We start from the raw sequence: 19,246 nt of genomic DNA, 5'->3' as shown, positions 1-19,246 counted from the left end.
CCATCGTCTTTAAAGAAGCCCTGCAAAAGCTCCTTTTTGCTGTATACATATGTCAATTCTGTATTTTCCCGATTGATGTAGATCAATTTATTTCTTGCCTTACCTCATTCCCCAGGCTTTATGGTTGTAACAACTTTGTGTTATCGCAATAACAAAAAATTACAATCATGTCAAAGACAATTTTTATCACAGGCACCAGTACCGGTTTTGGTAAGCTTACTACCATTACATTAGCTAATGCCGGTCATACCGTAATTGCCGGGATGCGTAATGTATATGGAAAGAATGCCGCCGCCGCACAGGAGCTATCGGCCCTGCCCAACGTAGAAGTAGTGGAAATAGATGTAACCAGCGACGAATCAGTAAAAGCTGCATTCGACAAAGTGCTGGCGAAATATGGCTGCATCGACGTCCTTATCAACAACGCCGCAGTTGCTGGCTATGGTTTACTGGAAGGCTATACACTGGAACAGATCCGAAAAATATTTGAAGTGAATTTTTATGGCGTATTGCGCACTTACAACGCTGTGCTGCCCTCCATGCGATCGGTTAAAAATGGCTTGATCATCAATATTACTACTGGCGCCAGCGGGCACACATTGCCCTTTATGATCCCTTACATGGCTTCCAAATTTGTGGTGGAAAGTATTACAGAAGGCATGCAGGATGAACTGGCCGATTATGGTATCGAAAACGTAAGTATACAGCCCGGCGTGTATCCAACAGAAATGAACAATGGCTCCAAAGCCGGACTGAACGCAGACAAAGAAAATATCACCGCGGAATATGGTGAAGCGGCTACGCAAAAATTCACAGCATTAGGAAATTCATTATTTGGCAAAATGGCGCAGTTCAATATGAATCCGCAAACCATTGCGGATGGTATCCTGAAACTGGTAAGTATGAAAAAAGGCAGTCGCCCGCTACGTTTTCCGCTGGATGCCATTGCACAGGGAACTGACAAGGAATTTATAAATGCCCGTGCTGATATTAAGGCAAAATGGCTGGCTGCATATAATGGCTAAGCAGACTAATGCTAACAATTTTCAAATTTATATACATCCTTTACGCTGTACCCGTACAAAAAATCTTTTAAAAATCTAAAAAATAATACAATGACAACCGCAAAAGAACTATTGATGGCTTACCTCCAAAACATTAATAACGCTGATGAAGCTATAACCCTGTTTGCAGACGATGCCACTATAGAGTTACCTTATCTCAACAGCCTGGGCTTACCCTGGCGATGGAGCGGCAAGGAAACGCTGTACAAATTTCTGCAAAACCTCCCGAAGACATTCCCCGGATTTCAATTTCAAAATATCCGGATACATATTGATACACCGGAGCAGGTTTTTGGCGAATACGAAGTGGAATGTACCGTCGCTTCTACCGGCAGACCTTATCACCAACATTATATGGGAAGACTTGTAGCGAAGGATGGGAAAATAGCACTGCTTCGGGAAGCGCTTGACTTAGCGCAGGTTTCTAAAAGCTCATTTCCAAATGGCGTTGCCGATCTGCCCAAAAAGTAGACAAAACACACCGGGAACAAGGGCATTGGGCTTGACAAATGGCCAGGCTGCTGATGTGGTTGCAGAAGCTATCGCAGCCGGCATTTCTAGCTGATCCTGTTAAGGCTGTTGAAGCACTTAATGCAGGGATGTATTGATAGCAGATGCTGATAACAAATCATCCCATGCGGGAATCTTTTTTAGGCAATTGACTCAAATTTATAAACCAATAACATTATTAAAAATGAAAACAACAAACAATCTTCCAGGTGTAGCTAACGGGCTGGCCAGCCTTTCCCTTTACAACGTCGCTTTCACTGTGACTGACCTTGAAGCATCTATTGACTGGTATTGCAAGATCCTGAACTTTAAACTTGTTTCTAAGACCGAGTGGTCGGTTGGCAGTGAAACGGCAAAAGTTGCTATAATTGATGGAGCCGGCATGTTTTTAGAGCTCCTGCAGTTTCCTGTACAGCACAGGATTGATGACCTTCTTTCACCAATGCCGGACCACCTGATTGGTACGAAAGCTATTGTATTTCAGGTAGAGGATTTAGCTTTGGCAACGAAAACGTTAGAAGACAAAGGCGTACAGTTCGTATGGAAAAACCAATACCTGGCTGGCGACAGCATGCTTTCGACAATGATAACAGATATTGATGGTAACAAAATAAATATTTTCCAGGCAGATACGACTATCCCCAGATTATTTCATGGCCCCTTGGCAGACCATGACAAACACCTATAGCTTCTGGAATGGGTGTGGCTATTACAAATTGCTTCATCATATTCAACACCAATTCCTGCATAATTAGGGTGTCTTTGGGTACAGTGTAGCAATGAGTAAATCAGGAAGGTTATTATTGTGATAAAGATTCTATACAAGATGCGGTAAAAGAAGCGAATACCCTTAAAAGGTAGTTTTTTTACCGCCTCTTCCTTTTCATAAAAACTTTATTGAACTCTGAAATCAGCAGGGTGGCTTAATTTGTTTTCGTATGGTATATGCAGGGAGAGTTGATGATGTCGCTTGCCGAATGTACATCATCTAATTCATCAAAATTGATTCGAACCTTGCCTAAATCACTCACAATGAAATCAATGGAACATCCCTCCTTGATAGATCTTAATTTATTAAAATAGAAAAACCCTTCAAATCCAACGATCTGAAGGGTTCCTTTTTTTAGTCGGGACGACTGGATTCGAACCAGCGACCTCTTGCACCCCATGCAAGCGCGCTACCGGGCTGCGCTACGTCCCGAAAAACCGGTAACCGTTTTTGACGACGGGATGCAAATGTAATTATAATATTGATTTTTTAAAATTTTATAGCCTACAATTATCCCCAACCTGCACGCCCTAATCTTAATTTCTATTACTTTTGTTGCCGGCATTTAAAAGAACGGTATAGACACAGTTAGTTCAGCATGCAAATACTACTCAAAAACGTACAAATCACCGCTCCCTCCTCTCCGTTCCACGGAAAGCAGCAGGATATTCTGATCGAAAACGGCATTATCAGCCAGATAAGCAGCAATATTGCTGCCCCCCAGGCACAAGTGATAACCGGTAACAACCTGCACGTATCGCTGGGTTGGACAGACATCTTCTCTCACTTCTGCGATCCCGGACAGGAACACAAAGAAGATCTGCAAACCGGCGTTGCCGCCGCAGCCAAAGGTGGATTCACTACAGTAATGGTAGTGCCAAACACCCAACCGGCCCTGCACACCAAGCCACAGATCGAATATGTGATCAGCAAAACACGCCACAGCGCAGTACAGGTTCTCCCCATAGGTGCCATTACCAAAAACGTGGAAGGCACCTCACTGGCAGAAATGTACGAAATGAGCCAGGCAGGCGCCGTAGCCTTCTCCGATGGGCTAAAGCCTTTACAATCACCTGGAATGATGCTTAAAGCACTTCAGTATGTGAAAGCTATCAACGGCACTATCATCCAGCTACCGGATGATCTTTCCATCTCCGCCCATGGCCTCATGCACGAAGGCATTTATAGCACTCAGCTGGGGATGCCAGGCAAACCAGCCATCGCAGAAGAACTTATTATTCAAAGAGATATAGAGCTAGCAAAATACACAGACTCCCGCATCCACTTCACCGGGATCAGCACCCGCAAAGCCGTGGAGCTGATTAAAAGGGCGAAAGCAGATGGTGTTAAAGTAACCTGCTCCGTAACACCCTACCACCTCTCCCTCACCGATGCCGGACTGGAAACCTACGATGCCAATCTGAAGGTTAATCCCCCCCTGCGCAGCGCTGATGATGTGAAAGCATTACAGGATGCCGTAAAGGAAGGAGTGATAGACTGCTTCGCGACTCACCACCTGCCGCAGGACTGGGACGCTAAACAAGTAGAGTTCGAATACGCTAAAAATGGCATGATAGGACTGGAAAGCTGCTTCGGGGTACTCCGCAAATATTTACCCGAAGTACCACTGGATCAATTGATTAACATGCTTACAGTTAAGCCGAGAGAGATATTTAACCTGCCAGCCCACACGCTGGCAATAAATGCAAGCGCCAACCTTACCATCTTCAATCCGGAAGAAGAATGGGTACTTACACCGGCTCACCTGGCAAGCAGGTCCAAAAATTCAGCGTATATTGGCGCTCAATTAAAGGGAACCGTGAAAGGAATTATTAACGGCACCCTTACCCAACTTTAAAAATGTCATCTGAATTATGAGTAATCCTGGTATTAAGTGGGGTTTAATAGCTGGCGCTGTAGCCATACTGGTAAATATAATCGTCTGGCAGGTTAGTCATGAGTTGTTTTTCAGCTTCGTACTGGGGATGATACTCCTGGTAGTATTTGTTATTTTCAGCGTATTCGCCGGATTACAACAAAAACGTGCACTGGGAGGCTTTATCGATTTCAAACAAGCACTCAAACCCGTTTTTCTCACCTTCGTGATAGGTGGACTGATGGCCGTTATCTGCACATACGTTTTTTACAACTTTGTGGATCCTACCATTCCGGACCAGGCTAAACAACATGCAATAGCGACCGCCGACAGAACCCTCCACTGGGCTAAAATGCCGGAAGACGATATTGAAAAGCAACTGGATGATATCAGAAAACAGGATTATCACATGCCTGCAACAGGGATCATACTCACTTACTTTTCGCTGGTGATACGCTATTTTGTACTCGCCGCCATCGTATCCGTATGCATCCGGAAAAAACGTACCGTATAAACTATCTTAGCAACATGGATATTTCAGTTATCGTTCCCTTAAAAAACGAAGAAGAATCACTGCCCGAACTCGCTGCATGGATAGACCGTGTAATGAAAGAGAATAACTTCTCCTACGAAGTGTGGATGATCGATGATGGCAGTACCGATACTTCCTGGAGTGTAATTCAGCAACTCGCTGAAGCAAATCCTAATATCAAGGGTATCAAGTTCCAGCGCAACTATGGTAAATCAGCGGCACTGAATGAAGGCTTCAAAGCAGCCCAGGGACAGGTGATGATCACCATGGACGCTGATCTGCAGGATAGTCCGGATGAAATACCGGAACTCTACCGCATGATCAAGGAAGATGGATATGATATTGTGAGCGGCTGGAAAAAGAAACGCTACGATAACGCCCTCGCAAAGAACCTCCCTTCTAAATTATACAACTGGACCACCACCAGAATGAGTGGCGTAAAGTTGCATGATATGAACTGCGGTCTTAAATCATACCGCAAAAAAGTAGCTAAAAGCATTGAAGTATACGGAGAAATGCACCGTTACATCCCCGTTATCGCCAAATGGAGCGGCTTCCGCAACATCGGCGAGAAAGTGGTGGAACACCGCGCCCGTAAATACGGCACCTCTAAATTTGGTCTGGAACGCTTTATCAACGGGTTCTTGGACCTCGCTTCCATCATGTTCATCGGTAAGTTCGGGAAACGCCCTATGCACCTGTTTGGCGCATTAGGCACCGTTTGCTTCCTCATCGGATTTGTCATCACCGCAGACCTGGCAATAGAACGCATCTGGAACTCTGTATATAAAATGACAGAACGCCCGCTGTTTTACTTCGCCATGCTGGCCATGATCATAGGTTCCCAGTTATTCCTGACAGGTTTCATTGGAGAACTGGTGACAAGAAACTCCCCGGAAAGGAACGACTACCTGGTGGAAACTGTATTAGACCGTACCAAATAATATGAAGATCCTGATCCTTGGCCCAGCCTGGCCCTTCCGGGGCGGTCTGGCTGCTTATAACGAAAGACTTGCAGAAGAATTACAGCTCAGCGCAGAAGTGGAGATCTGGACATTCACTGTACAGTATCCCGGCTTCCTGTTTCCGGGTAAAAGCCAGTACGCCACAGAACCGGCTCCTGCCAATCTGCGCATCCGCAGGTTGATCAACTCTGTCAATCCGATCAACTGGTGGATCACCGGCCGCAAAATCCGTCAGATGGCGCCGGATATCATCATCGCCAAATACTGGATCCCTTTAATGGGGCCTGTGCTGGGTACTTTACTGCGCCTGGGCAAAAACAAACACACAAAAGTAGTCTCTATCTTAGATAATGTGATCCCGCACGAAAAACGCCCGGGGGATGTGCCATTTACCAGATATTTCCTTAAACCGGTAGATGCTTTCATTGCCATGAGCCAGTCCGTGCTGGATGATTTAAAACTGTTTGAACCAAAGAAACCGGTATCACTCATCCCCCATCCTATCTATGATAACTATGGTACGCCCATATCCAAAGCTGCTGCCAGAGAAAAACTACAACTGCAACAGGATAAGAAATACATCCTCTTCTTTGGCTTTATCCGCCAGTACAAAGGTTTGGACCTGCTGATACAGGCCATGGCCGATGAACGTATGAAAGATGTCAGCCTGATAGTAGCAGGAGAGTTTTATGAAGATGCCACTCCTTACCAGCAACTCCTGGAGAAACTGCAACTGGGCGACCGTATCATCCTGCACACCGATTTCATCCCCAACGATGAAGTGAAGAACTTCTTCTGCGCGGCAGACCTGGTAGTACAACCTTACAAAAGCGCTACACAAAGCGGTATCTCTCAGATAGCTTATCACTTCGAAAAGCCAATGGTGGTGACCCGTGTAGGCGGACTGATAGAAATGGTACCGGATAATGTTGTAGGCTTCCAATGCAGCCCCGATCCTGCCGATATCGCTACTGCCATTGAGAAATTCTATGCCGGCAACAGGGAAGCAGATATGATTGATGCCATCCGTATCGAAAAAAAGCAGTACTCCTGGTCACGCCTGGCAAACGAAATCTATAAACTCGCTGAGAAACAATAAACTACATTTAACTTTTTTTTAAGACAATTCGTTCCTGCTAATCGGGGATTGTTTTATCTTGCCGTTCTTATAAAACCAGATATATCGTGATCTATCGTAGCAAAGCACCTTTACGCCTGGGGCTGGCAGGAGGAGGAACAGATGTTAGCCCATACTCTGATATGTATGGAGGCGCTATCCTGAATGCAACCATCTCCTTATATGCACGTGCAGCCATTGAACCGCTGCAGGATAACAAAGTCATTTTTGAATCTGCCGACAGGAAAGAGCAACTTACCTGCGATGCCACTTTCCCTCTTCCTTTAGATGGTAAACTGGACATCCTGAAAGGTGTGATCAACCGGGTAGCCAAAGATTACGGCATCCCTTCAGGCTTCAAACTCACTACTTTTGTGGATGCACCTGCGGGATCAGGACTGGGGACTTCCTCTACCCTGGTAGTCACCGTCTTAGGCGCTTTTGCCGAATGGTTAAAACTACCTTTGGGGGAATATGATATGGCTCACCTGGCCTACGTGATAGAAAGAGAAGACCTCAAACAGGCTGGTGGTAAACAGGACCAATATGCTGCTACCTTCGGCGGGGTGAACTTCATGGAGTTCTATGATGGTGATAAAGTGATCGTGAATCCATTGAGAATCAAAGATAAATATCTCTATGAACTGGAAAATAACCTGGTACTGTATTATACCTCTACCAGCCGTTTATCCAGCAGTATCATTTCCGAACAACAAAAGAACGTTCACGATAAAAAGTCAGCTTCCATAGAAGCCATGCACCACCTGAAAGAACAGGCAGTGATGATGAAGGAAGCTCTTTTAAAAGGTACGATAGACCGCATCGGAGATATCCTCGACTTCGGTTTCCAGCATAAAAAGAATATGGCGGCAGGCATCTCAAATTCTTCTTTAGATGATATTTATAATGCTGCAAAACGTGCAGGCGCAACCGGTGGTAAAATCTCCGGCGCAGGCGGCGGTGGTTTCATGATCTTCTATTGCCCGGCAAACACACGTTATGCAGTTGTAGACGCACTGTCTGCTTTCGGCGGTCATGTGAAACGCTATCATTTTACTAACCACGGATTAAATACCTGGACTATCTGATGACTAACAATATTATACGCATCATCCGCGAAAGTATCGCTGTAAAAGAGGCCATCTGTAATGATGAAGCGCTTGTACAAACCATACAACAGGTTGCCAATGTAATCACCGGCAGCCTGCAACAAAACCATAAGATCCTGTTCTGCGGTAATGGCGGCAGCGCAGCCGATGCACAACACCTGGCAGCTGAATTCTCCGGCCGTTTTTATAAAGACAGAACTCCGCTGTATGCAGAGGCTTTGCACTGCAATACCTCATACATGACGGCAGTAGGTAATGACTATGGTTACGACCAGGTATATGCACGTATACTACGTGGTATAGGCCAGAAAGGAGATGTACTGGTAGGTATCTCTACTTCCGGCAACTCAACTAATATCCTGGAAGCATATAAAGTGGCCAAAGAGAAAGGAATGATCATCGTGAGTATGACAGGCTTCAGCGGCGGAAAAATGAGAGAGAACAGCGATTACCTGCTGAATATGCCTTCTTCTGATACACCAAGAATACAGGAATCTCATATCACCGTAGGACATATCATTTGCGAAATAGTGGAAAATAACCTCTTCCCATGATTACGGAATGTATTGTACTAGCGGGTGGACTGGGTACCCGCCTGCGCAGCGTAGTGGCTGATAAGCCTAAATGCATGGCGCCTGTGGGCAAGCACCCTTTCCTGTATTACCTGCTGAAATACCTGCAGGAACAGGGAATAACACACGTCATACTTTCCCTTGGATATAAGTCGGAACAGGTGATAGACTGGTGCCAAGAAGCCAACCTGGATATAGAGATTTCATTCGTGATAGAAGAAGAACCTTTAGGCACTGGTGGTGGTATCCTGCTGGCCATGTCTAAAGTGAAAGGCAATGAATTCTTTATCACCAACGGAGATACATTCTTTGGCGTACCGCTCAATGAATTTTACAACTTCCATCAGCAAAAGCAAAGCGCACTGTCACTGGCTTTAAAACCCATGTACCAGTTCGAACGCTATGGCAGTGTGGAACTGGATGAGAACGACCGCATCACCGCCTTCCTGGAAAAACAATTCCGTGAAGAAGGACTGATCAACGGCGGTATCTATCTGACATCCAAACAATACCTCCAAAGCCTGGGATTTCCACAGCAGTTCTCCTTTGAAAAAGAAGTACTGGAAAAGAGCAAGGCGCTGTACGGATTTATAAGTGATACTTATTTTATTGATATAGGGGTTCCGGATGATTATGCACGGGTGCAGACAGAACTGGGCAGTTAATTAAATACTATGCAGATAGATACTTCCTGGACATTATTCCTGGATAGAGACGGGGTAATCAATAACGAAATCAAAGGCGGATATGTACTCAACTGGGAGATGTTCCAGTTTGCAGATGGGGTATTGGAAGCCCTGCCTGCCTTAGCAGCTAAATTCGGGCATATCGTAATGGTTACCAATCAACGCTGCATAGGCCGGGGATTACTGACCGTAGAGGGCTTAAACGCCATTCACACCAACATGCTGGAACAAATCCATCACCACGGTGGCCGTATAGATAAAATCTACTTCTGCCCGGATATAGACAGCAACAGCCCCTGCCGTAAGCCTAACAACGGCATGGCCATGCAGGCAAAGGCAGATTTCCCCGATATCGATTTTTCAAAGGCTGTTATGGTAGGTAACACCCTCAGCGACATGAACTTCGCTAAAAACATGGGCATGTACACCGTATTCATTCCTTCTACACAACCACATCATCCTATCCCCCATCCTTTAATAGACAGCCGTTACAATAGTTTATTGGATTTTTCCCGGATCATACAATAAATTTGTTCTATATAACGTAAATAAGATTATGTTCAGAGCCATATTACTTCTTTTACCAGCTTTCATTTACGGTAGTGTACAGGCACAGCGTATCAGCGCAGCTGATGCTGCTTCCATGGCTGTACAGCAGGATTCCCTGCACTACCTGTCAGACATGATACTCAGGGGCAAAGACGAGCAGGCAAGACAGGAAGCCAACGATCGCTTTATTCCCAAGCTGGTACAGGCCCTGAAAACACCTTATTCTTTCAATTTCCGTTTCGATTCACTGACAACCGTTTCCATTCAATATCCGCAGGATAGCTCTTTCCGCATCTTTAGCTGGGGCCTGGAGCTGGAAACTACTTTCTACCATCATTATGGTGCGATACAGATGAAAACAGATGATGGTAAACTGAAGCTGTTCCCTTTATTCGACAACTCCGATTATATGAATCCGGATACCATCGCCAATAACAAAAGCTGGTACGGATGTTTATACTATAAGATCATTCAGCGTCATTATTTCAATGCTGAATTTTATACCCTCTTTGGCTGGGACGCCAACAATATCCGCAGTCAGAAGAAACTGATAGATGTACTGATGTTTAAAGACGGACAACCCATCTTCGGTGGTCCCTTCTTTAGCTTTATGGAAGATTCTACGCCTAAACCTACACGAAACAGGTTTATTCTTGAATATAAAAAAGACGCTACTATCGGTCTTAGTTATAATGCAGAAATGGACATGATCGTATATGATCACCTGATATCAGAAAGCAATCAGAAAAATAAACCTTCTACCTTTGTTCCTGATCTTGATTATGAAGGATTTAAATGGAAAGCAGGTAAATGGATGCATATAGATAAGGTTTTCCATGATGCATTACCGTTAGGGAAATTCCCGGTACAACAACCACTGGACCAGCGACGGAAGAATATGATGAAACCACAGACAGCAGAGGATATCAATGCTGAACAGCTGGAAAAAGCAAAGAAGAAAAATTAGTTATATTGATAATAAAAAGAGGTTGTATTAGTTACTTTGATACAACCTCCTTATGTTTTGTGGCAAAACATAATAGGCTCCGTTAGGAGCCCCGTGTTTGTAGCAACAATCTATCTTCTACATAAAAGACTCCGTTAGGAGTCCCCTAATATTCGGTCTTTTTTAGGGGACTCCTAACGGAGTCTGTATTTGTTGTTTAACGTATTTCCTACAAACACGGGGCTCCTAACGGAGCCTTTTGTGTCTACTAATGCTTTTAATACAACATCTTTTCAGTTATTCTGTTTTCAAACTCTTTATAGGATTCGCCAATGCGGCTTTAATACTTTGCACACTGATAGTGACCAGAGAAATCGTCAATAACAGTAAAGGGGGTACGACAAAAATCTCCCAACTCAGATGAATATGAAATGCATAGTTATCCAGCCATCGATTGCCTACAAAATAGATAACCGGTATAACGATCACTGCTGCCAGTAAAACCATTCTTACAAAATCCCTGGAGAATAATGCCAGCAGGCTGAATAGAGAGGCGCCTAATACCTTTCTGATACCAATTTCCTTTGTCCTCAGTTTAATCACAAAACTGGATAATCCTAACAGTCCTAAACAGGCGATTAAAATAGCCAGTACAGTAAATAAACCAAACACCTTTCCAAAGCGCTGATCTGCCTGATATTGCTGATCGAAATAGTCATCAAGGAAAAAATATTCAAACGGATTACCGGAGAAAACATCTTTATACAAACGCCCTATTGAAGACAGATTACTTTGCAGATGATCTGTTTTCATATTGATGGCAAAATAACTCCAGCCATTATTTACCGGATAGTAATAAAGAATAGGATCATAGTCTTCTTTTAAAGAACGCTGGTGATAATTCTTAAGCACACCTACGATTTCTCCCTTTACCTCTCCAGGCCCGGCACCAAACACCACATTCTGATGAATAGCGGCTTCATTACTCTCATAGCCAAGCGCTTTAACGATCTTTTCATTGATAAGTACCCTGGTAACATTTCCTCTGAAAATATCAGTCGTATCCTGAAGCGTTAAATCTCTACCCGCTGCCATTTCCATCTGAAAAGTCTTTACGAAAGACTCATCCACCTGTGTAATATATGAGATGTAATTATGCGTCTTATCATCACTCCCTTTTCTTACCGTATTCCTTCCTATCATGGCTTTACCAGGTATATCAGAAGCAGTGCTGACATTAGTTACAGCCGGATTACTGAGAAGCTGTGTTTTAAAGGATTTCATCTTATACGTATAAGTAGAATCAAAAAAAGCAGGCGACTTTACGACTACTATCTGTTCCTTATTATAGCCCAGTGCCTGATTGCGCATGAATGATAACTGCCAGTATACTGTAAGTGTGCCGGCAATCAATAACAACGATAACACAAACTGAAAAGACACGAGTGCTTTCCTCAATAAGATCCCCCTGGCAGATTGAAAGAACTTTCCTTTTAATACAATAGCTGGTTTGTATGCAGATAATACAAAAGCGGGATAAGCGCCTACTATAAAGGCCCCTGACAGGAAAATGGCTGCCATGGACGGCCAGAACCCTGATGCATGCCATAGACCGGAAGATAAAGATCCATGTCTTAAATCTTTACCGATGAACATGCCGAAATAAGGGAAACAAAGTATAATAATCAACACCGCTACAAATAATGCCAGCAGGTTGATAATAACAGATTCCATAATAAATTGCCAGATCACTTGTCCGCTAACTGCACCTACGGCCTTTCTCAGGCCTACTTCTTTTGCACGTTCAATATTCTTAGCAGTAGATAAATTGATATAGTTGATCCAGGCAATGAAGAGAATAAATACGCCAATAATAGACAGGAAATAAATCTCTTTCTCACTGCCATTAGGTTCCGGACCTTTAAGATCATCGGATTTAAGATGAATATCTGCTAAACGCTGCATATGAAAGTAAGTACCAAAGTTCAGCTCCTTCATTTTTGCAGCCAGATATTTGTCTATAAAGGCCGGAAATTTTGCTTCTACCTTTTTGGGATCTGTTCCCGGGACCAGTGATACATAAGTGTAAAACTCTGGCCATCCCCAGTTATCATATTGCCAGTTGTCGCCCAATGTCTTAATGGAAATAAGCATATCAAATTTGATATGCGAGTTCTCTGGTACGTTCTCAAAAACGCCGGTTACTGTCAGTGGCAACTGCCGGTTGAGATTTAAAGTCTTCCCTATAGGGTTTTCTTTTCCAAAGTATTTCTCTGCTATTGTTTTGGATATTACAATGGAAGAGGCTTCGGATAATGCTTTAGAGGGTGTTCCTGCTATAAAGGGAAAGGAAAACATGGTGAGGAAAGAAGGATCTGCAAGAAAGATCTTTCCTTCATTAAATGAGACTGTATTTGATTTTGCATCCGTATAGGACATACTGGATGCAGGTATTAAAAGAGAAGAATTGACTACCCTTGCAAAATTGGTGACTTCCGGAAATTCTGCTTTCATAGCAGGCCCCACTGCAGGATGATTCGTAGTCATTCCATGCAACTTTGCGAAACTACCGGAAAAAGAAATATTTACCCGGTAGATATTGTCTGCCTGCTTATGAAACTTATCATAGCTGGATTCAAAATGCACATACTGAAAAATGAAAAAACAGGCTGCCATTCCAATGGCTAGTCCGAAGATATTTACGGCTGAGAAAACCTTGTTTTTTAACAGGTTCCTGTAGATGACCTTAAAATAACTTCTTAGCATGTGAAGCGAATTTATAGCAGAGCCCCCAAGTTAATGCCAGATTTCAAATAGTTGATAATCAAATGTATACTATCCTTAGAATGTCCGGTTTTGAAACATGCAATGTCCGGTTTTAGCAAATGGAAAGGGCAGTAAGAGATATAATCCCTTACTGCCCTCTCTCAACACCAATAACTTTAAGGCATCAACTGATCTTCCCACTGAATGCCGGGAGTGCCCTCAGCATCAAATGTCAGTGGCAACCATATATAACGTGATGTTTCCAGATTGGTTTTGTTCCACCTGTCTGCCATAAAAATGAACGTATCCTTTTTACCCTGCACCGGCAACACATATGTACTCTGTGCATGATAGGTACTATCAGCGTCTGTACCATGACAAGGATTATCATGTAGTGTCCAGGTGCCCATAATACTGTCTGCCGTGGCATAGGAAGCCGCATTGGGCGACCATCCGGTACAGCCGGAGGTGAACAGGTAAAAGCGGTTATTGTATTTGCATACGGCCGGCGCTTCCCTTGCATGCTGCACCAGTATACGGCGATCATCACCGGTATGCGAAAGATAGTCATCCGCCAGCTTACAGATGTGCATCGTCTGGTTCTCTTCTGATGAATAGAAATGATAGGCATCGCCGTCATCGTCCTGGAAAATGGTCATGTCCCTGGCCATATTGCCATTGGGTCTCACACTGCGGATGTATTTAAAAGGGCCTTCGGGACTGTCACTTACAGCTACGCCAGATCTGGCATAGGAGTAATCCTGCGAATCTATATGCATCCACATCACAAACTTGCCTGTTTTTTTGTTATAGATCACCTTGGGCCTTTCTATCACTTTGCTGACATGCAAGTCTGATGTACTGTCTGTTGTTACAGGCTGTAAGGCCACGCCTTCCGGTTTCCAGTGCAGCAGGTCTTTGGAAGAATAGCAGGATATACCTCCTGCATTCACCCGGTAGTTCTCCCAGGTAGAACCGGGTACCCGCCAGGTAACGCCCTGCTTTATTTCCCCATACCAGTAATAAGTGCCGTTGTAGTACAATATACCACCGCCATGAGCATTTACCGGGTTTCCTTTAGTATCAGGCCAGATGGCTCCCGGAATAATTTGTGCATAACATCCTATAGATATCAGTAGTAGCAGGCATATCGCCTCTATTTTTTTCATATGATCAAAGGTTTGGGTTCAACTGCTGATCGCCTATTGGTATAGGGGCCCAGTAAAAAGTATGCGTAGCATCATTGGGAATGTTCTTCAACACTTCTTCGGATGTATCCCTGTCTGAATTCGCCTTGCTCACTGTTTCAGTACGTATCAGATCATACCAGCGGGCGGCTGGTTCAACGCCTGCAAATTCCCATCCCCGCTCTGCAATCACGGAGTCGCGGAACGCTGTCTGCGACAACCCCGTAACAAGATTGGCAATCCCGGACCGGTTCCTTACCTGGTTAATAGCGGCGTAAGCGGTTGCATCCGGAGAGGCAGACATTGTCTGCGCTTCTGCATAGGTGAGCAATACTTCTGCATAGCGAATCACGAATACAGTGTGGCTGCCTATCCAGTTATTGTTAACATGATTCACCGGGTTAAAAGCGTCATCATCACGGAACTTGAAGAAGTAAGGATGTTTGTGCTGCGTTTTGGTCCAGTCCACAGCTTTGCTGGTATCATTATTCAGATAGTAAACAGATTGATAAGTTGCTTCTTTCCTGGGTCCCGGAGGGAACTTCTTGTAAAAATTGATCTCCCCGTAACCATCACCCCAGCCACCTTCATCGTCTGGTGCATAGGCATTGGGCGTGAGCATATTGTAGTTCTCCCAGGCCCATCCCGATACATTTACATTATAATAGCAGCCAAATACTGTTTCATGGTTGAACTTCCCTGTTTTCTTCCACAGATCAGCAAAGTTGGTGGTCAGATCATAACCCCAGGTAGCCTTGTTATCTATCACCTCTTTGGCCTTGGCGGCAGCCAGTGCATATTTGTCTGTTTGCTTCAGCGGCCAGCCTGCCATAGTGAGGTACACATTGGCCAGCAATGCTTTTGCAGAGCCACGGGTAGGTGGTATATCCACACCGTTCTGTCGTTTGGTACCATCCCATGCATCCGGCAACATTGTCTCCGCCTGTTGCAGATCTGCCACTATCAGTGCGTAAATTTCTGCCGGTTCAGCTTTGGTCCTGGTATAATCTACTTTGTTATCTGTAATCAATGGTACTTCTCCCCAGGTACGGGTCAGGAAGAAATAACTTAATGCACGGAAAAAGTAGGCCTGCCCTGCCGCATGGTTCCGGTCATCTTCTGATGCCGCCGTTGCGTTCTGATAATTGTTGAGCAGCGAATTGCTCGATTTGATGGCAGCATAAAAATAGCTCCACCAGTTGGTCATACGGTCGTTGGAAGAAGTAGCCTGATAAGTGTCAAAATCTGAATAGGAGATCTTATTCCCGGCCCGGGCCACCGTCATATCATCACCTCCCCACAACGTAGAGAAACCCGCAGACTGGTTAAACGCGCCGTTTACCTGTGTATACAGGCCAATAGCGGCCATATTCAGATCGTCGGCTGTTTTATAAAAATTATCCGGTGTAAGGTTGCTTTTGGGATCTTCCTTCAGAAAATCCTTGCTGCAGGAGGCTGTCAGTATAAGCAACAGGAAAGCGGTTATATACAGTTTCATCTTGTAAGCATTTAATTATAAAGAAATATTCACCCCGAATGTGATCGTGCGGGGAGAAGGATAAGCTCCCAGGTCAATGCCGGCATCAGCATCGCTGGTAGCGGAAGTAGAGGTGGCCTCAGGATCGTATCCTTTATACTTTGTAATAGTATAAATGTTCTGTGCACTCAGCGTAAAACGGATATCCGCAAAACGGGTAGCCTTTTTTTGCAGGGTGTAAGAGAGACTTACGTTCTTTAGCCGCACATAACTGCCATCCTGCAGATACTGGGTGGATTCCACATAACTGCGGCCGGTTTTACTGGCAGGATCAGCCCACACTGCGCCCGTGCTCTTTGATGTATAGTAGTTCGCAGACTCCGCCAGCGTAGGATATTTCACATCACTGGTGGGCGCCGCTATTCCGGCATAAGTAGCGTTAAATATTTTGTTACCATGTGATGCCTGTACAAACACATTCAGCTCAAGATGTTTGTAACGGAAGTTATTATTAAAGCCCCACTGGAATTTGGGAATGGCGCTGCCCGCAATAACACGGTCTTCATAACCAATAGAGCCATTGCCGCTAACGTCTGTATAGTGGTTATCGCCGGCCTTGAACCCCATGGCATTGTCATCACTGGAGTAAACACCCTGCCAGGGAATGAGATAGAATGCTCCCAGCGGCTGCCCGGTCTTCACTACCTGTATATTGGTATTAATAAGCCCTCCGCCGATAACGGGCCGGTACAGGATGGAATCCTTACCCAAACTTACCACTCTGTTCCTGTAAGCGGAGGCATTGATAGTGGCCGTCCAGGAGAAATCATGTTGCTGAATAGCAGCAATGTCTACAAAGATTTCAAAGCCCTTATTACTTACCACACCCACATTCTTATACATGCTGCCACCACCGTCGTAGCTGGCAATAGGCACCTGCAGCAACAGATCTTTCGTGCGTTTGTTATAGTAATCAGCGGTAATGTTCAGTCGTCCGCCCAGCAGTCCTACATCCAGCCCTATATCCGTTTGTTTGGTGGTTTCCCATTTAAGGTCGGGATTGCTGGGACTACCCAGCAGGTAACCCTGGTATAGTGTAGTAGTGCCGTAAGAGTATTGTATGCCATTGAGTAGCCCAAGGCTGCTATATGGATTAATGGACTGGTTACCAGTAATGCCCCAGCTGCCCCGCAACTTCAGGTTGGAAAAAATACCCAGGTCTTTGATGAACTGTTCTTCGGATAAGCGCCACCCAACACCAATGGAAGGAAAGTAACCCCACTTATTGGCGGTGGTCTGGAACTTGGAAGATCCGTCTGCCCTGTAGGTAGCAGTGATAAGGTATTTATCGTTAAAGGTATAGGAAGCGCGGCCTACATAAGAGAGCAACGCCCAGTTGGTATAGGCAGAGGAAATGCCCTGGGAGGTATTCAGCCCCAGGTTATAATACCCGTTAGAAGTGGAAGTAAGTCCGGAACCGGCTGCTGAGAAAGTATTGTACTTGCTGGACGTTTCTTCCACAATACCCATTACAGTGAGATCATGCTTTTCATTGTACTTCTTGTGAAAGGTGAGCGAGTTACTGTTCTGCAGGGTATAGTTTTCCAGATAGCTCTGGCCGGAAGCTGGATTGCCGGGGCTTATCCAATCGTTATTCAGATAGGAATTCCTGGAGGAATTCATGTCCAGGCCAACGTTCACATTGAACGATAACCAGTCAGTAATATCATATTTGATCCGTCCGTTAACTACTACAGAATTGGCAGAGTTATCACTCTTCCTCTCCTTAATGGTCATGTAAGGATTGGACCAGATCGGAGAAATGGCGAACCGGTTGTACTGAGACCCCGAATCGTATACCGGCTCGGTAGGCGCCCATGCCAGCGCCGCAGTTACCGGGTTGCCCTTGCCGCCGATATCACCGTTATTGTGTGAGTTGGTATGTGTGGCAAAGATGCCCAGGCCTATACTTACTTTGTTGCTCAACTTGCTGTCCAGGTTGGCCCTCAGCGCATATTTTTCCTGGTTGGTGTTCACCAGCAGACCCGATTGGTTCACGTAATAGCCCGAGATATAGTATCGCGATTTTTCCGTTCCACCCGAAACGGAAAGCTGATGATTCTGTGTAGTACCGTTCTGGAATATAAGGTCCTGCCAGTCGGTCCCTTTGCCGGCATAGCTTGACGGATCAGCAAAAACAGCAGTTCCTGCAATATGATTGGCCTGTTGTGCATATCCCACAGCATCCAGCAGTTTGTATTTTTTCATTGGCTTGTTGCTGCTCAGGAAACCGTTATACTCAATATGTGTAGTGCCGGCCTTACCACTTTTGGTGGTGATCATAATAACACCGTTGGCGCCACGCGATCCATAAATAGCGGTGGCAGAGGCATCTTTCAGCACTTCCATGGATGCAATATCATTTACATTGATATCCTGTATACCGATGCTGCTTAGCGCTACCCCGTCAATTACATACAGAGGATCATTACTGGCGTTGATGGAATTGGCCCCCCTGATGCGGATCTTTACCGCTCCACCAGGCGCGCCGGAGCTGTTGGCTACGGAAACACCTGCCACTCTCCCTTGCAGGGCAGAAGAGGCATTTAATACAGGCTGATCTTTATAGGCATTCGCATTCAAAGAAGAGATCGCACCTGTAAGGTCTTTTCGCTTTTGTGTACCATAACCGACCACCACTACTTCTCCCAACCCCTGGGTTGTTGGTTCCAGTTCTACGTTAACAGTGCTGCGGTTATTGACTGGCACCTCTTTGCTGAGATACCCCATCAGGTTGAAGGTAAGGGAGGCTCCTTTAGGAGCATTAATGGAAAAACGCCCGTTATTGTCTGTTTGCGTATTTACGGAGGTGCCTTTTATATACACAATAACACCTGGTAAAGCCGTGTCCCCGGCGCTTACCCTGCCGCTTACTGGCTGCTGTCCATAAAGGGCCAATGCATAACTACTGAAAACAAAGCATAGGAGCAGCTTTTTCCATAACGTGAGATAGCTTTTCATGACGAATTAAATTTTTGTACCGTGGAAAATATTCATTGTTGAGTGCAAGTATATGCCCACTCCCCCGGAAACCACAGGGAGTAAATGATCGAAAAAGGGG

Annotated in this window: 16 protein-coding genes and 1 tRNA gene; 12 read left to right on the top strand and 5 right to left on the bottom strand. The window is 44.9% G+C overall.

Annotated features, from left to right (window positions below):
• Positions 1–167: 167 nt before the first annotated feature.
• The 3 genes from BMW86_RS24150 (at position 168) to BMW86_RS24140 (ending at position 2,262) form a co-directional block, all read left to right on the top strand.
• Positions 168–1,025 carry an SDR family NAD(P)-dependent oxidoreductase gene (locus BMW86_RS24150; RefSeq protein ID WP_089784789.1) on the top strand — a complete coding sequence of 286 codons (858 nt, stop codon included), beginning with the start codon at positions 168–170 and terminating at the stop codon, positions 1,023–1,025.
• Positions 1,026–1,115: 90 nt separating this feature from the next.
• Positions 1,116–1,535 carry a nuclear transport factor 2 family protein gene (locus tag BMW86_RS24145; protein WP_089784785.1) on the top strand — a complete coding sequence of 140 codons (420 nt, stop codon included), beginning with the start codon at positions 1,116–1,118 and terminating at the stop codon, positions 1,533–1,535.
• A 223-nt stretch (positions 1,536–1,758) separates the two neighbouring features.
• The gene (locus BMW86_RS24140; protein WP_143056681.1) at positions 1,759–2,262 is read left to right on the top strand and encodes a VOC family protein; all 504 of its coding nucleotides are present in this window, start codon (positions 1,759–1,761) and stop codon (positions 2,260–2,262) included.
• Between the two features lie 439 nt (positions 2,263–2,701).
• On the opposite strand, the gene BMW86_RS24135 is transcribed toward BMW86_RS24140, so the two are convergent.
• A tRNA-Pro gene (locus BMW86_RS24135) sits at positions 2,702–2,775 on the bottom strand.
• A 166-nt stretch (positions 2,776–2,941) separates the two neighbouring features.
• Here BMW86_RS24135 and BMW86_RS24130 point away from each other — a divergent pair.
• From BMW86_RS24130 to BMW86_RS24090, 9 genes are all read left to right on the top strand, one after another.
• A complete protein-coding gene (locus BMW86_RS24130; RefSeq protein WP_089784781.1) occupies positions 2,942–4,201 on the top strand; it encodes a dihydroorotase in 1,260 nt (419 codons plus the stop codon).
• Positions 4,202–4,217: 16 nt separating this feature from the next.
• A complete protein-coding gene (locus BMW86_RS24125) occupies positions 4,218–4,733 on the top strand; it encodes a DUF4199 domain-containing protein (RefSeq protein ID WP_089784778.1) in 516 nt (171 codons plus the stop codon).
• A 14-nt stretch (positions 4,734–4,747) separates the two neighbouring features.
• Positions 4,748–5,695, top strand: coding sequence for a glycosyltransferase family 2 protein (locus BMW86_RS24120; protein ID WP_089784776.1), 948 nt, complete (start codon positions 4,748–4,750; stop codon positions 5,693–5,695).
• Between the two features lies 1 nt (position 5,696).
• Positions 5,697–6,815 carry a glycosyltransferase gene (locus tag BMW86_RS24115; RefSeq protein ID WP_089784774.1) on the top strand — a complete coding sequence of 373 codons (1,119 nt, stop codon included), beginning with the start codon at positions 5,697–5,699 and terminating at the stop codon, positions 6,813–6,815.
• Positions 6,816–6,901: 86 nt separating this feature from the next.
• A complete protein-coding gene (locus BMW86_RS24110) occupies positions 6,902–7,921 on the top strand; it encodes a GHMP family kinase ATP-binding protein (protein WP_089784772.1) in 1,020 nt (339 codons plus the stop codon).
• Complete coding sequence (locus tag BMW86_RS24105; protein ID WP_089784770.1) at positions 7,921–8,496, top strand: D-sedoheptulose-7-phosphate isomerase; 576 nt, start codon at positions 7,921–7,923, stop codon at positions 8,494–8,496. Before BMW86_RS24110 ends, BMW86_RS24105 begins: the two co-directional genes overlap by 1 nt.
• Complete coding sequence (locus BMW86_RS24100; protein WP_177189373.1) at positions 8,493–9,179, top strand: nucleotidyltransferase family protein; 687 nt, start codon at positions 8,493–8,495, stop codon at positions 9,177–9,179. The genes BMW86_RS24105 and BMW86_RS24100 overlap by 4 nt, the downstream gene beginning before the upstream one ends.
• Before the next feature lie 9 nt (positions 9,180–9,188).
• Entirely contained in the window at positions 9,189–9,728 is a 540-nt protein-coding gene (locus BMW86_RS24095) for a D-glycero-alpha-D-manno-heptose-1,7-bisphosphate 7-phosphatase (RefSeq protein ID WP_089784768.1), read from the top strand.
• Positions 9,729–9,756: 28 nt separating this feature from the next.
• Positions 9,757–10,716: a hypothetical protein gene (locus BMW86_RS24090; protein WP_089784766.1), complete on the top strand. Its 960-nt coding sequence runs from the start codon at positions 9,757–9,759 to the stop codon at positions 10,714–10,716.
• A 276-nt stretch (positions 10,717–10,992) separates the two neighbouring features.
• On the opposite strand, the gene BMW86_RS24085 is transcribed toward BMW86_RS24090, so the two are convergent.
• From BMW86_RS24085 to BMW86_RS24070, 4 genes are all read right to left on the bottom strand, one after another.
• On the bottom strand, positions 10,993–13,461 hold the full coding sequence (locus BMW86_RS24085; protein WP_089784763.1) for an ABC transporter permease: 2,469 nt from the start codon (positions 13,459–13,461) through the stop codon (positions 10,993–10,995).
• A gap of 176 nt (positions 13,462–13,637) precedes the next feature.
• Positions 13,638–14,630 (bottom strand): glycoside hydrolase family 43 protein, encoded by a 993-nt coding sequence (locus tag BMW86_RS24080; RefSeq protein WP_089784760.1) that lies wholly within the window; start codon positions 14,628–14,630, stop codon positions 13,638–13,640.
• A 4-nt stretch (positions 14,631–14,634) separates the two neighbouring features.
• Positions 14,635–16,146, bottom strand: a complete 1,512-nt coding sequence (locus BMW86_RS24075; protein WP_089784758.1) for a RagB/SusD family nutrient uptake outer membrane protein — start codon at positions 16,144–16,146, stop codon at positions 14,635–14,637.
• 15 nt (positions 16,147–16,161) lie between these two features.
• Positions 16,162–19,146, bottom strand: a complete 2,985-nt coding sequence (locus BMW86_RS24070) for a SusC/RagA family TonB-linked outer membrane protein (protein WP_089784756.1) — start codon at positions 19,144–19,146, stop codon at positions 16,162–16,164.
• Positions 19,147–19,246: the final 100 nt, after the last annotated feature.

The sequence above is a fragment of the Chitinophaga sp. YR573 genome, assembly GCF_900110995.1.
Taxonomy (GTDB): domain Bacteria; phylum Bacteroidota; class Bacteroidia; order Chitinophagales; family Chitinophagaceae; genus Chitinophaga.
The sequence above is the reverse complement of the archived record's forward strand: the minus strand, read 5'-3'. Positions and strand labels throughout refer to the sequence as shown.